Genomic DNA, 13,681 nt, shown 5'->3' with positions numbered 1-13,681 from the left:
CTCAGCTCTTACCGGTATCGCTCGGCTCTGCGCCCGGCCGATCCTGCGGCCGCTGCAGCAGTGTGGCCAAGGCATCGGACAGATGCAGGTGCATGTCGGTCTGCGGATACGGAATGCTGTAGCCCGCCGCGGGCAGGCCGCGATGCACGGCTTCGAGCAGGTCCGAGCGGACCTGCGCGAAATCCGGCGTGTTGACCCAGGCGCGCAGCACCAGGTTGACGCTGCTGTCGGCCAGCGCGTCGACGATCACATCGGGAGCGGGCTCGGCCAGCACGCTGGGGTGCGCCCTGGCGAAACCCAGCAGCACCTCGCGCGCACCGCGGATGTCGTTGCCGTAGTCCACGCCCACGGGAATGTCCACGCGGCGCTGCGGCTTGGCGGTGAAGTTGATGATCGGGCTGGCGGTGATCTGCCCGTTGGGCAGGGTGATCTCGTGGTTCTGGAAACTGCGCAGCACGGTCTGGAACAGCCGCACCTGCTCGACCTCGCCGGTGATGCCGGCGATCTCGACCACATCGCCGGTGCGGAAGGGCCGCAGAACGATCAGCATCACGCCGGCCGCGATGTTCGACAGCGAATCCTTCATCGCCAGCCCCACCGCCAAGCCGGCCGCGCCCATCACCGCCAGCAGCGAGGTCGGCGGCACGCCCAGCGCATCCAGTGCGGTGATCAGCACCAGCACCAGCACAGCGGCATGCGCCACGTTGGCGCAGAAGTTGGCGAGGATGCCCTCGACGCGGGTGCGCTCCAGCAGCCGCCGCAGCGCGTTCGACAGCCGCCGCGCCAGCCACAGCCCGACCAGCACGATCGCCAGCGCCGCGCTGATCTTGAGGCCCCAGAACGTGGCCAGCCCCATCCAGTCGATGCCGCTGCCGGCTTTGATGAGCTCCTGCATCCTGCCTTCTCCTTGATGCGCGCGGCCGCAGGCTGCGGCGCGCAAAGCGCAGCACTGTAGAGAACCCGACCTTAGCTCCCCGTTATCGGCAGGCCTGTCTTCCAGGAGGAACACGCAGTCATGCGCCAACACTCGATATCGATGCGCTGGACGGGGTTGGTCATCGGCCTTCTGTGTCACAGCGCGCTGGTCGCAGGGCTCGCCAGCGCCGGCGAGCTGCCGCAGGTGGAGTCCGGCCGCGTCGAACGCATCGAGTTCGCCCCCGCCGAGATCGCTGCGCGCCGCGTCGATGTCTGGCTGCCGCCCGGCTATCCGCAGGGCGCGCCCTACGCCACGCTGTACATGCACGACGGGCAGATGCTGTTCGATGCCGGCACCACCTGGAACGGCCAGGCCTGGGAGGTCGAACGCACGGCCGCAGCACTGATCGAGTCGGGCGCGCTGCGACCCTTCATCGTCGTCGGCATCTGGAATGCGCAGGAGCACCGCTACCGCGACTACCTGCCGCAGCGCGTGTTCGAGGCGATGCCGGACGACGCCCGATCGCGCTTGCGGTCCGCTGAGCGTGAGCCGGGAAGACTGCTGTTCGCGGGCCCGCCAGCCGCGGACGCCTACGTGCGCTTCCTGGTGGGCGAGCTGCGCGAGTTGATCGAGTCACGCTATGCGGTCTCGCGCGCATCGAAGGATCGCTTCCTGATGGGCTCCAGCATGGGCGGGTTGATCAGCCTCTACGCCCTGCTCGAACAGCCCCGGCACTTTGGTGGTGCCGCGGCGCTGTCGACCCACTGGCCGGGCGGCTTCGACCCGGCCGACGACGCCTTCGCGCGCGCGATGCGCGCCTACCTGCGAAAGCGCTTGCCCTCGCTGACGGCACAGAAAATCTGGATGGACCACGGCACGGAAACGCTGGATGCTCGCTACCCACCGCTGCAGCGCGAAGTCGATGCCGTGTTCAAGGCCTCGCCCCTGCCGCCGGTGCAGTGGCAGAGCCGCGAGTACCCGGGCACCAACCACAGCGAACAGGCCTGGGCCGCACGCCTCGCCGACCCCCTGCGCTTCCTGCTGGCACACGATGAGGAATAGGGTGAGCCTTGGCCCACCATGATCTGAATCCGCGCCCCGCGCCCCGCTTCAACGACAAGCTACCGGCGGCCCTGCGATGACCGCTTGAGGGGCGCTCCACGCCTGCCGCAGCGCGCGTTTCGTTCCTCGCTCCCCGTTCCTCGCTCCCGTTCCTCGCTTCTCGCTTCTCGCTTCTCGCTTCTCGCTTCTCGCTTCTCGCTTCTCGCTTCTCGCTTCTCAATTCTCAATTCTCGTTCCTCGCGTTCGCATTTTCGCCGTTGGCTTGCCACGCGCTGCCTCTCGCGCAACCCTCGCCAGCGCGCGCCGCGTCCGCTCGCTCTTGCCATCGACGATTCGCCCGCTGTCCGCCACGCCACCCACGCACCCGCCAGCTCCCGACACCACCCGCGCATGTTCAACCCCAAGCCCAAGCGCCACCTTATCCCCCTGCACGACGGCCACGTCTGCCTCGTCTTCGACGACGTGCTGCTCGACCCGCGGGCTTGGATCGACACCGCCATCGCCCACCGCGCGCGTTTCGTCGAGGGTGCCTGGAACGCCTACCCCGGCCCCGAGCTGCCGCTGGCCGCCGAGGTCACCGATCGCCTCTGCGACTTCTTCGCCCAGCACGCACGCGCCGCGCTTGGCGCCCGCCGCACCTTGCGCGCCCACAGCCGCTTCGCCCTTGTGACCCGCGCGCCCGAAACGCTCGCACCCTGCCAGCGCTTCTGCCACCGTGACCGCCTGAGCAGCGAGCCCGGCACCGTGGTCGCCGCCAGCGTGCTCTACCTGTTCGATCGCCCTGAACTGGGTGGCACGAGCTTCTATCGCCCGGCGCGCCCGATCGCCGAGATCGAGGCCCTGGTGCAGGACTCCGTGCGCCTCGCCCCCGAGGCCTTCAACGGCCGCTACCCCGGCATCGCACCCGGCTACATGCGCGAAGGCAACCCCTGGTTCGAGCACATCGCCACCGTGCCGCCGCGCTTCAACCGCCTCATCGTCTATCGCGGCGACCTGTTTCACAGCGGCGACATCGCGCGGCCGGAGCTGTTAAGCGCTGATCCAGAGCAGGGGCGGTTGACGGTGAATGGGTTCTTTACCTGTCGGGCGGCGTTGGGGTAGCTCAGAAGCTTCCCTTCCGGAACTGATTATTGGCACCCAAGTTGGCAGAGGGAGCTGATTACCCGAGCGAGGCGATCGGCGCGGCTCTGTGTCTCTGGTCTGGTAGCGGTAGGGGCTTGCACACATCGTGAACGAAGTAGCCTGGTGTGACGCTGTCAGGCTGTCGAGGCACAGTTTCGACCAGAGGCGCGACCACAGACATGCCATGACCCACTGTCTGCAACACACGTAGAGGCTGAAGTGCGAGAGAGCGAGGCCGAATGATCGCGGCCCTTGGAACGCGCCGCCTTCAGTCAGCGCATCTGGGTGTGCATGCGAGTCGGTCGCCAATCCTGGTGCAAAGCAAGAGGCTCATTGATCTCCGGCCAGTACGGTGCTTTCGGGAAGTGACGCCGCGGTAGGTGCTTCGAAGCCATCGCGCATCAACCGAGTCTTCGCGAGTATGAAGCGGTGTGTCGCGATTAGGTCGCCAGTGTAGACCTCAATACCTTCGCCGGTGATCTGCACCGTCCCCAAGTTGTTCCAGCCCAACTGCGGACCCACCGGCTCACTTTCTTCAACTACGACGTTGCCCTGCAGCAACTTGAGCTGAGTGCCGTCCGAGAGCACGAGTGAGCCGAGGGAGTCGGTGAGCGGCCGGACCATCAGCGCGGTGAATCCATACTCCCGGAGTGAGTCGATCGCGCCAGTGTCGCAGCGGCGGCGTACCAGTCGCGTTGCCTCGTAAACGATAATGCGGCAGGCGCCACCGCTGCCTTCGGTGGCGGCGGAAAGAATCGGCGCACCGTGCCCGATCGAGCGTTCGAACAATCGTGTGACGGTGTCGATAACGTGGAGTGAGTTACCCACACTAAACAGCATCTCCGGTGCTGGGTCTGTGTCAATCTCGCCCAGCGCCACGGTCTGATTCCAGGCGGACGTGACCGACACGCTACGCCAGAGCTGGGTACCGTCGGCGCCGTTAAGCACGATCACGCGGCCTTGTGCAGCAATCGCGATGTCAGGCACGGCATCTGCGTTGGCGTCGATCGCTACCAAGCCCGTCACTACGTCCACACCGGGCAGCGTGACCACCCATTGCTCCTGCAGGGTGACGCCGTCGAGTACGCGCACGCTGCCAGAGTACAGTTGGCCACCTCCAACCACGATCTCCAAGGCAGGATCTGCGTCAAGGTTTGCGGCGAGTAGTTGCGTGCCGGGGTTGCTACCCCAAGGGTCGAGAACACTGTTAAGGCGGCGTAGCTCGACGCCGCTCTCCGCGTCCGCTACCACGAGGTTTGGACCACTGTATCCCGAGTCTGAGTAGAGCGTCGCCCAGACAAGCTCGGGCCTGCCGTTGCCATCCAGATCGGCCACCAGTGTGGCGGCATGCGGTCCCGCGGCGTCGATGCGCGAAAACTGTAGCGTGCCGGAATCTGCATCAAACACCTGCAGCAGGTCTGCACCGGAACTGCTAAGTCCGGCGCCAAACACGACTTCGAGGTTAGCGTCTCCGTCAAGCTGTCCGAGAGCGACCGCACTTACGCCATGCTCTGGATTGCGCTGCTTGAACGTCTTGGCCCAGGTCGTGGGCTTGTAAGCGATGATGCTGCCCCACTGTCCCTCGCCCACGATGATCTCGTCAACAGAATCGCCGTCCACATCGCGCACCGTGGTCGCCTGCACCTCTCCAGTTGGGTACTCGGAAAGCGGGGAGAAAAACGGCGACGTTACGAAAACACGCGTTGTGCCCCATGGTTCGACGATGGCGAATTCTCGCGTCGAGGGTTGGGTGTCGAAGTTTCCGAAGACCGGGGTTCCCCTAAAACCGTCAGCATACGACCACTGCGTAACATGCGTAGCGCCGTCTAGGACGTATCCCGATCCGTCGCCGCTGTTGGTGGCGCCGAACACCAGCTCAAGGGCAGGGTCGGCGTCAAGCTGGCCAGCACCGAGTGCTCTCGTTGTGCGGGTTGGTTCGGCCCACTCCAGAGCACCGCTCGCAAAGTCTCTGACTTCGGGGTGTCCCTCGCCAAGGTAGGAGCTCGCGGCTCGGCTGCCATAAATCTCGAGTTCTCCATCCCCATCGACGTCCGCGATTCCGTCAAGGTAGAAATTCGCAGGCAGCGGAATTTCTGCGACTCGTGCGGGCACGTTGCCAGCGTAAACCGCGAGAAACCTCTGATCGTTCGAAAGCAAAGGTATCGCGAAGCGTTGCGCCCCTTCGGTCCCGGGCACTCGCCGGAGGTTCCCGGTGAAACTCTCGCCGTTGCGGAGGCGCGCAACGCCAGTGATTTCAAGATCGCCGGCTACTTGCTCTAGTACGGCCAGGAATCTTGAGCCTCCCTGACCGAACCCCCCGTCACTGGTGCCGCTGATGACCGCCTCTTGCGTTCCGTCACCATCGAGGTCCAAGACCTCGATGCCAGCTCCACCCGGCTGGTAGAACCCAGGAACAACTGACCAGGAGCGTTCGCTCTCGCCGAACGTGGGAGCAGCGAGCATGAGGCCCGCCACGCAAGCAACCAAGCGCATTCGATGTAATCCCATGTAAACGTCGCGATACGGTAACGTATGCAATTGTCGTGAGGAAGCGCCCACCGCCAAGCCGGCAGCCCGAGGGGAGTGCCCTCGATCGCGTCGCAACGATACGGTGTATGCGCCGATTCACGCAATATGGGCGAAAGACCGCTGCTGGTCGATAGCATCCGCGGAAAAGGTTGGAATCAGCTCACAGTTCTCACTGGCCCAACTTTCGGCGCCCGGACGAATTGCTTCGGCATGATCGATCAGCCGTGCTGATCGGCCGCGAGGTTTTGGTTGCTCTGCTGTCAGGCTGTGAGATCGACCTTCAAGCTTCTGAAGAACTTCGGAAGTCCAAGAGCGGCGAGCCTGGTTACGGAGCTCCGTTCGTCGATCGCCGATCAAGCGATGGCATCGGGCAGCCACATCCGGGAGGCGGTGAAGGAACCCCCTCACGCCTCCGCCCGCAAGTGCCGCGCCTGCCGCTTCGGCGTGGCCGCCGCCTTCTGCGCGTCGCGCTGCCGCGGCGCTGGTGCCGGGCTGTCGGCGGGTTCGAAGTCGAAGCGGGAGCGGCCGCCGGCGTTGCGGTAGTCGTCGATCAGGGGGCGGTCGATCGCGTCGCCTGTTGTGTCGCCGCGCGCCAGCAGATGCTCGCGCAGCAGCAGCACAAGCCGCTCATGCGCAATCGCATGGGTCTGGCCGATGCGTGCATACAGCCAGTCGCTGAAGGCGAGGAAGTGGGCGAAGGGTGTTTCGCCCAGGAGCAGGCCCAGCGTGCGCGGGAAGCGGCCGGAGTTGGCGACCAGATCCCAGTAGCGGGCGAAGCGCGACAGGCGCTGCAGCGTCGCGAAGTCGAGCTCGCGGGTCGAGAGGATGTTGTAGGGCGGGTCGGGGTTGAAGCGCAGGTCGAACCCGGCGGTGTGGCGTGCGATCGGCGCGCCGCGCAGGCGCTTCAGTATTCCGAACTGGATCTCGTGCGGGGCCAGCCGCACCAGCCTGTCGAAACCGGCGGCGAAGCTGGCTATGTCCTCGCCCGGCAGGCCGGCGATCAGGTCGACGTGCAGATGGGCGCGGCTGTGCTCGCGCAGCCAGCGCAGGTTGGCCTCGGCGGCTTCGTCGTTCTGCTTGCGCGACACGCGCGCCTGCACCTCGGGGTTGAAGCTCTGGATGCCGATCTCGAACTGCAGGCTGCCGGGCGGGAAGCGCGCGATGAGCGCCTTGAGGCGCTCGGGCAGGTGGTCGGGGATCAGCTCGAAGTGGACGAACAGCGGGTCGTCCGGTGCGGCTTCGAGCTTGCCGAGGAAGAACTGCAGGATCGCCAGTGAGGTGTCCACCTTCAGGTTGAAGGTGCGGTCGACGAACTTGAACTGGCGCGCGCCGCGGGCGTGCAGGGTTTCCAGCGCGGCGAGGAAGGCGGGCAGCGGAAACGGCCAGGCGGTCTTGTCCAGCGCCGACAGGCAGAACTCGCACTTGAAGGGGCAGCCGCGCGAGGCTTCGACGTAGATGTGCCGGCGCTGCAGGTCCTCGTCGCTGTACTCGGCGTAGGGCATCGCCAGCTCGGCCAGCGGCGGCTGCGCGCCGGGGATGAGCTTGGCGGCGGGCGGCGTGCCTGCGAGCAATGCGCGCGCGAGCTCGGCGAAGCTGATATCGCCCCAGCCGGTGATGACGTAGTCGGCGAGCGCGCAGATGCGCTGCTGATCGGTCTCGTGGCTGATCTCGGGGCCGCCAAGGACGATCCGCACTTCCGGTGCGACCACGCGCAGCTGGGCGACCACGCGCGTGGTCTCTTCGACGTTCCAGATGTAGACGCCGAGGCCGAGGATGCGCGGCGACTCGGCCAGCAGCTTCTCGACGATTTCCTCGGTCTTCTGGCCGATCACGAATTCGCGGATGACGGAGAGTTCGCGCAGCTCGCCGAGGTTGGCGCGCAGGCAGCGCAGGCCCATCGAGGCGTGGGCGTAGCGGGCGTTTAAGGTGGCAAGGACGATGGCAGGCATCCGCACAGGGTACGGGCTGCGGTGGGCTTGACGGAACTCGGAGGCGTGCCGGTCGACCCCGTGGCTCGACGCCCACGCGCGGGGCGACGCCGGTGGGGGCGCCTGCGTGCCCGACGCTCCGGGTGGGCGATGAGCCCCGGATGCCGTGGTGGGCCAGTGCCCGTCATGAGCACGACACCGACTTACCGCTCGGCTCGCGTTGCCGAGCGCAGCCCGCCGATCGCCTCAGCGCTTCTGGAACCGGTAGTGCGCCACCAGCCACTCGTTGCCGCCGGCGTAGCCGAACAGCTCGGCGCAGGCCATCCAGAACATGCGCCAGCGCTGCGCCCAGACCTTCGCCTCGGCCTTGCCGTAGACGTCCTCGAACAGGCGCAGGATCTCGTCGGCGTGGCGGTCCTGGTTCTCCAGCCAGTGGTTGCTGGTGCGCTCGTAGTGGGTGCCCGACAGGCGCCACTGCTCCTCCAGCCGCAGGTGCTCCTGGAAGTGCAGGAACGTATCGGCCGCTGGCATCAGGCCGCCGGTGAAGAAGTAGCGCCCCATCCAGTTGTCTTCGCCCTCGGTCTCGAAGGGGTACATCAGCTCGCGGTGGCAGAAGATGTGGCAGAACAGCTTGCCGCCCGGGTCCAGCCAGCCGCTGATGCGCTCGAACAGCACGCGGTAATTGCGCACGTGTTCGAACATCTCGACCGAGACCACACGGTCGAAGCGGCGCTCGCCAAGATCCAGCACGTTGACGTCGCGGGTCAGGATCTCGACGTTGTTCAGGCCGCGCTTGGCGCACTGGCCGAGGATGTGCTCGCGCTGGCTGGCCGAGTTGGAGACGCCTAGAATGCGCGCGTTCGGAAAGCGCTCGGCCATCCAAAGGGTGAGCGAACCCCAGCCGCAGCCGAGTTCGAGGATGCGCATGCCGTCGGCGAGTTCGGCGCGCTCGCCGTACAGCGCCAGCATGGCTTCTTCGGCCTGGTCCAGCGTCTCGCGGCCGGTCGGGTAGTAGCAGCTGCTGTACTTGAGGCGCTTGCCCAGGCTGAGCTCGAAAAAGCGCGCGGGCACTTCGTAGTGCTGGCGGTTGGCGGCGTCGGTTTCGATCGCCAGCGGGCTGGCGCGCAGGCTTTCGAGAAGGTCGCGGAAACGCGCCCAGGCGGCAACGGCATCGCCGTCGTGCTCTTCGCGCAGGCGCTGTGCGCACAGGCGGCGGATGCCGAAGCGGGTCAGGGCATCGGGCACCAGCCCGCGTTCGCACAGGTCGATCAGGCTCATCGAAGCGTCGTCTCGAAAGGGAAGAGGGCGGCGTCAGTCGCGCGCGCGGCGCGGCGGCCAGGGGAAGAACATGCTCACTTCCTGCTGGTAGCGGCGGTAATCGTCGCCGCGCGAGCGCAGAGCCTGCTGCTCGGTGAAGGGGATACCCGTCACCCACAGCAGCGAGACCAGCATGCCGATGGGGCCGAGCAGAGCGAGCCACCACAGCGGTGAATCCCAGGCCAGCAGCACGTAGCCGAACCAGTGCAGCCACTCGAAGAAGTAGTTCGGGTGGCGCGACCAGTTCCAAAGCCCGATGCGACAGGTCTTGCCGCGGTTGCCGGGGCAGCTGCGGAACTTCGCGAGCTGCATGTCTGCGAGGCTCTCGCCAGCGAGGCTGCCGGCCCACACCAGCACACCCAGCACCATGCTCAGGCTCAGGCCCGTGTGGGGGTTGGTGGCCACGGCCAGAAAGGGCAGCGAGAACAGCACCACCAGCAGCGCCTGCGCCATGAAGAAGCCGAAGAACTTGCCCTGGTGGCCTTGCCAGTGTTCGCGCAGGGCGGCGTAGCGGCCGTCTTCGGCCTCGTGCAGCACGCGCGCCAGCAGATGCAGCGCCAGCCGCACGCCCCAGATGCCCCCGAGCATCGCGATCAGCAGTCGCGGCAGGCCCGCGCCCGGCCCGAAGCTGCCGTAGAGGAGGGCGGCCACGGCGAGCAGGGCGGCCCAGGCAACATCGACATAGCCGGCATTGCGGGTGCGGATCTGCAGCAGCCACACCGCGCTCATGCCGAGTACGGCGATGCCGGCGGTGAGGATCAGCAGCAGCGAAGGTGAGAGCGCAGCCATCTCAAGCCACCTGAGCCTGCCGTTTGAGCCGCTCGGCCAAGGCCAGCAGGAGCGGAGTGATCAGCGCCCAGACGACGCCTATCACCGCCAGTCCGAGAAGCGCGCTGCCGTTGAGATCGACCGCCTTCCACACGTGCGCTGCCACCCAGTAGGCGAGCGGTCCGCCGATCAGGCCGAGCAGCACGGCCAGCACGGGGCGCTGCTTCAACGACTCCATCGAGTGGTTCAGGGTGAGGGCGAACGCCACCCACAGGGCGATGATCCAGATCGGCGCGGCAAAGTCCCAAGGCACCGGCGTGCTGAAGGTGAGCAAGCCGGAGAGCACCAGGGCGCTGTCGATCGCGAAGCCCGCCGCGGCCGCGATCGCCATCAGCTTGAGATCCGCGCGAGGCGCCGACGACAGCGGCACCTGCCAGGCGGCAAAAAGCGCAACAGCCAAGGGGCCAGCCCACCACAGGCCCTGCGCTGCGCCGCCGACGGTGACCATCCAGACCAGCTGAAAGCAGACGATGTTGGCCAGCAGTCTCATGCGTGCACTTGGGGCGCTTGAGCGCCGTGCAGGTCGGGCAGGTATTCGGCGCGCTGGCAGCGCGGCGCGGTGAGCAGCAGCTGGACGTCGCCAATCGAGCGCTCGATGAAGCCGCCCTCGCAGTAGCAGAGGTAGAACTCCCACATGCGGATGAAGCGCTCGGGATAGCCTAGGGCGCGCACTGCGTCCAGGCGGGCCAGGAAACGCTGTCGCCAGTGGCGCAGGGTCAGCGCATAGCTCGGGCCGATGTCCTCAAGGTTGTAGAGCTTGAGGTCGGTGGAGCGTGCGATCGCCCCCTGCATGGCGTGGATCGAGGGGATGAAGCTGCCCGGGAAAATGAAGCGCTTGATGAAGTCGACGGCTTTCAGCGCGACCTCGTAGCGGTGGTCCTCGATGGTGATGGCCTGGATCAGGGCCATGCCGTCGTCCTTCAGCAGGCTGCGCACCTTGGCGAAGTAGGTGTCGAGGTACTGGTGGCCGATGGCTTCGATCATCTCGATCGAGACCAGCTTGTCGTAGGTGCCGGAGAGGTCGCGGTAGTCCGACAGCAGCACGCTGATGCGGTCCGACAGGCCGGCCTCTTCGATGCGCGCCAGCGCCAGCTCGCGCTGCTCCTTGGACAGCGTGGTGGTGGTGACATGCACGCCGTAGTGGCGGGCGGCATGAATCGCGAAGCCGCCCCAGCCGGTGCCGATTTCGACCACGCGCTCGCCCGGCTTGAGGTCGAGCTTCTGGCAGATGCGGTCGAGCTTGCGGGTGGAGGCCACCTCCAGCGGCTCGGCGGGGTCGTCGAACACCGCCGCGCTGTACATGAGGTTGTCGCAGAGGAAGAGCTTGAAAAGCTCGTTGCCGAGGTCGTAGTGGGCGGCGATGTTGCGGCGGCTGCCCGCGCGCGTATTGCGCTGCAGGCTGTGCCAGGCCTTCAGCGCCCAGCCGCCAAGGCGGGCGAGGCCGCCTTCCATCGCATCGAGCAGGTCGCGGTTGATGACGAGGATGCGCACCAGCGTGACCAGGTCGCTGCACTGCCAGTGACCGTCCATGTAGGACTCGCCGGCGCCCACGGAGCCTTGGGCTGCAGCCATGCGGTAGAAGGCCGGGTCGAAGATGCGGATGCGGCAGCGCAGGGTTTCGCGGCCTTCAACGGCAGTGCCCAGCTTGACTTGCCCTTCGGCATCTTCCACCACCAGCTCGCACTCGCGCAGGCCCGCCAATCGAGCCAGCAGCTGGGCGCGCAGTCGCCGGTCCAGGCCCTTCAGCGCCGCCATCGGCAGTGACTCAAGCTGGCTCGACAAGGGCTCGCCAGAGTAGAGCGTGTCGGCTTCGGTGCGGGAATTCATGCGTGCGCTCGGCGGGTGCTGCGGAAGTAGGAGACAGCCTGCACGCCGCGGCGTGGACTGCGCGTCATCACGAATGTGTTTTGCGGGGGTGGTCATAGACCGGATTGCGCTTCAGCCAGAGCCGCAGCGCCTGCCAATGGATGGCGAACAGCACCTTGGCCGTCATCCACGGATGCCGCAGCAGACAGCCCGCCAGCGCGGCGGGCGACAGTGGGCGCCTTTGCAGCGTGAGCGTTGCGTCAAAGTCACGGCCGTCGGCGCGTTCGATGTTCATGTGCACCTGCAGACGCTCGCCCGGCGCATTGAAGCGCCAGTCGTAGCCGCGATCCATGGGCATGAAGGGCGAGACGTGGAAGCGCTTGTCGAAGCGCCAGCGCCATGGGCCTGTGGGCGGCGCTGCGACTGCATCTGTATCTGCGGCGGCCCGTGCAGCGACGTCCGCCGTGGTTTCCGCCCGGTCGATCGGCAGCACATAGCTGTGCCGCTCCTTCCAGGGCGTGTTGGTGATCTCGGCGACGATGCCGTCCAGCGTCTCGCCGTCCTCCCGGAAGCAGTAGTAGAAGCTGACCGGGTTGAAGCTGTAGCCGAAGTAGCGCAGATGGGTGAGCAGGCGGATCGGCCCCTGCGGCCGGTGCCCAGTGACCTCCGCGAAGCGACGGCGCACGGCTTCGTCGAGCGGCATCGACGCATCGCCGAGGTAGTCCTCGCGATGAAAAGCCGCCACATTGCGCCGACCGACCGACCACAGCCAGCGCCCGGCGAACACGCGATCCAGCTCGCCGAGGTCGAGGTAGAGCATGAACAGCGGATAGCGGAAGGCGTGGGGATGCGGCGCATGCCGCCGGTGCTGCACCTGGCCGACGTAGACCGCGCTTGCCAGCGCCGCGCGGTCGGCAGGGAGCTTCATTGCGGCCAGCGCACGCCCAGCGCACGCACCACGTCGATCGCCGAGCGGATGCCGTCCTCGTGGAAGCCCCAGCCCCAGTAGGCGCCGGCGTACCAGATGCGGTCGACGCCGTTGATCTCGCTGCGGCGCGCCTGCGCGGCGACGCTGGCGTGGGTGTACTCGGGGTGCGCGTAGCGCATGCGCGCGATGATCTTGGCCGGGTCAATCGCGGCCGTGCGGTTCAGCGTGACCACGAAGGGCTCGCGCGATGTCAGACCCTGCAGCAGGTTCATGCAGTAGCTGACCGTGCAGTCGGCGCTGGGCTCGGCCGGGATGTGTGCGTTCCAGGCCGCCCAGGCGCGCGGGTTCTTCGGCAAGAGGCGCGCATCGGTGTGCAGCACGGTCTCGTTGGGCTGGTAGCGGATCGCGCCCAGCACCTCGCGCTCGCGCTCGCTGGGGGCTTCCAGCAGCTTGAGCGCCTGGTCGCTGTGGCAGGCCAGCACGGCCTGGTCGAAGGTCTCGGCGTAGTGCGGCGTGGTGATCTCGACGCCGCTCTCGACCCGGCGCACCGACTGCACCGCTGACGCCAGCCGCGCTTCGACGCGCCAGCGGCTTTCGAGCGCGCGAATGTAGGCGCTGGAGCCGCCCTTGACCACCCGCCAGGTCGGGCGCGCGCCCGCGCTCAGCATGTGGTGGTTGGCCATGAACTGGGCGAGGTAGCGCGCCGGGAACTGCAGCACGCGGTCCGATGGCGAACTCCACAGGGCCGAGGCCATCGGGATCAGGTGCTCGTCGATGAACATGGGCGAATAGCGGTGCTCGCGCAGGTAGTCGCCCAGCGCCGGGCCCTGTGCATCGCCTTCGAGCAGGGCCGGGGCCTCGCGGTAGAAACGCAGGATGTCGGCCACCATGCGATAGAAGCGCGGCCGCAGCAGATTGCGACGCTGGCAGAACAGCCCGTTCAAGGTGCCGGCGTTGTATTCGAGCCCCGTGCGCTCGCTGTGCACCGAGAAGCTCATCGTCGTCGCTTGGGTTTCGACCCCGAGCTCGCGGAACATCGCGGTGAGCAGCGGATAGTTCTCGGGGTTGTGGACGATGAAGCCCGAGTCGACCTGGAAGCTGCGGCCTTCGCGCTGCACGGTGTGCGTGTGCGTGTGGCCGCCGAGGCGCGAATCCGCCTCGAACAGCACCACCGAATGCTCGCGCGCGAGCTGCCAGGCTGTCGCCATGCCGGCGATGCCGGATCCCACCACTGCGATGCGCATG

The 13,681-nt window shown here is 66.8% G+C and carries 11 protein-coding genes; 2 read left to right on the top strand and 9 right to left on the bottom strand.

Annotation, left to right across the window (positions count from 1 at the left end; genetic code table 11):
* Position 1 precedes the first annotated feature (1 nt).
* Positions 2-895, bottom strand: coding sequence for a mechanosensitive ion channel (locus tag H4O13_10850; GenBank protein MBE5315886.1), 894 nt, complete (start codon positions 893-895; stop codon positions 2-4).
* 120 nt (positions 896-1,015) lie between these two features.
* On the opposite strand from H4O13_10850, the gene H4O13_10845 reads away from it, so the two are divergent.
* Together H4O13_10845 and H4O13_10840 are read left to right on the top strand one after the other, a co-directional pair.
* On the top strand, positions 1,016-1,978 hold the full coding sequence (locus tag H4O13_10845; protein ID MBE5315885.1) for an alpha/beta hydrolase: 963 nt from the start codon (positions 1,016-1,018) through the stop codon (positions 1,976-1,978).
* A 390-nt stretch (positions 1,979-2,368) separates the two neighbouring features.
* Positions 2,369-3,079 (top strand): hypothetical protein, encoded by a 711-nt coding sequence (locus H4O13_10840; protein MBE5315884.1) that lies wholly within the window; start codon positions 2,369-2,371, stop codon positions 3,077-3,079.
* A gap of 351 nt (positions 3,080-3,430) precedes the next feature.
* Here H4O13_10840 and H4O13_10835 read toward each other — a convergent pair whose 3' ends face one another.
* The 8 genes from H4O13_10835 to H4O13_10800 all read right to left on the bottom strand — a co-directional run bounded on the left by H4O13_10835 (position 3,431) and on the right by H4O13_10800 (position 13,680).
* Positions 3,431-5,608 carry a hypothetical protein gene (locus H4O13_10835; protein ID MBE5315883.1) on the bottom strand — a complete coding sequence of 726 codons (2,178 nt, stop codon included), beginning with the start codon at positions 5,606-5,608 and terminating at the stop codon, positions 3,431-3,433.
* 425 nt (positions 5,609-6,033) lie between these two features.
* Positions 6,034-7,578 (bottom strand): DUF4080 domain-containing protein, encoded by a 1,545-nt coding sequence (locus H4O13_10830; protein ID MBE5315882.1) that lies wholly within the window; start codon positions 7,576-7,578, stop codon positions 6,034-6,036.
* A 225-nt stretch (positions 7,579-7,803) separates the two neighbouring features.
* Positions 7,804-8,835: a class I SAM-dependent methyltransferase gene (locus tag H4O13_10825; protein ID MBE5315881.1), complete on the bottom strand. Its 1,032-nt coding sequence runs from the start codon at positions 8,833-8,835 to the stop codon at positions 7,804-7,806.
* Positions 8,836-8,868: 33 nt separating this feature from the next.
* Positions 8,869-9,663, bottom strand: coding sequence for a DUF1295 domain-containing protein (locus H4O13_10820; GenBank protein ID MBE5315880.1), 795 nt, complete (start codon positions 9,661-9,663; stop codon positions 8,869-8,871).
* 1 nt (position 9,664) lies between these two features.
* Positions 9,665-10,192, bottom strand: a complete 528-nt coding sequence (locus H4O13_10815; protein ID MBE5315879.1) for a DUF2878 domain-containing protein — start codon at positions 10,190-10,192, stop codon at positions 9,665-9,667.
* Positions 10,189-11,457, bottom strand: a complete 1,269-nt coding sequence (locus H4O13_10810; protein MBE5315878.1) for a class I SAM-dependent methyltransferase — start codon at positions 11,455-11,457, stop codon at positions 10,189-10,191. The genes H4O13_10815 and H4O13_10810 overlap by 4 nt, the downstream gene beginning before the upstream one ends.
* A gap of 139 nt (positions 11,458-11,596) precedes the next feature.
* The gene (locus H4O13_10805; GenBank protein MBE5315877.1) at positions 11,597-12,436 is read right to left on the bottom strand and encodes a DUF1365 domain-containing protein; all 840 of its coding nucleotides are present in this window, start codon (positions 12,434-12,436) and stop codon (positions 11,597-11,599) included.
* Positions 12,433-13,680 (bottom strand): FAD-dependent oxidoreductase, encoded by a 1,248-nt coding sequence (locus H4O13_10800; GenBank protein MBE5315876.1) that lies wholly within the window; start codon positions 13,678-13,680, stop codon positions 12,433-12,435. The genes H4O13_10805 and H4O13_10800 overlap by 4 nt, the downstream gene beginning before the upstream one ends.
* Position 13,681 lies beyond the last annotated feature (1 nt).

It is taken from the genome of Lysobacterales bacterium (assembly GCA_014946745.1).
Taxonomy (GTDB): Bacteria; Pseudomonadota; Gammaproteobacteria; order Xanthomonadales; family Xanthomonadaceae; genus Aquimonas.
The sequence above is the reverse complement of the archived record's forward strand: the minus strand, read 5'-3'. Positions and strand labels throughout refer to the sequence as shown.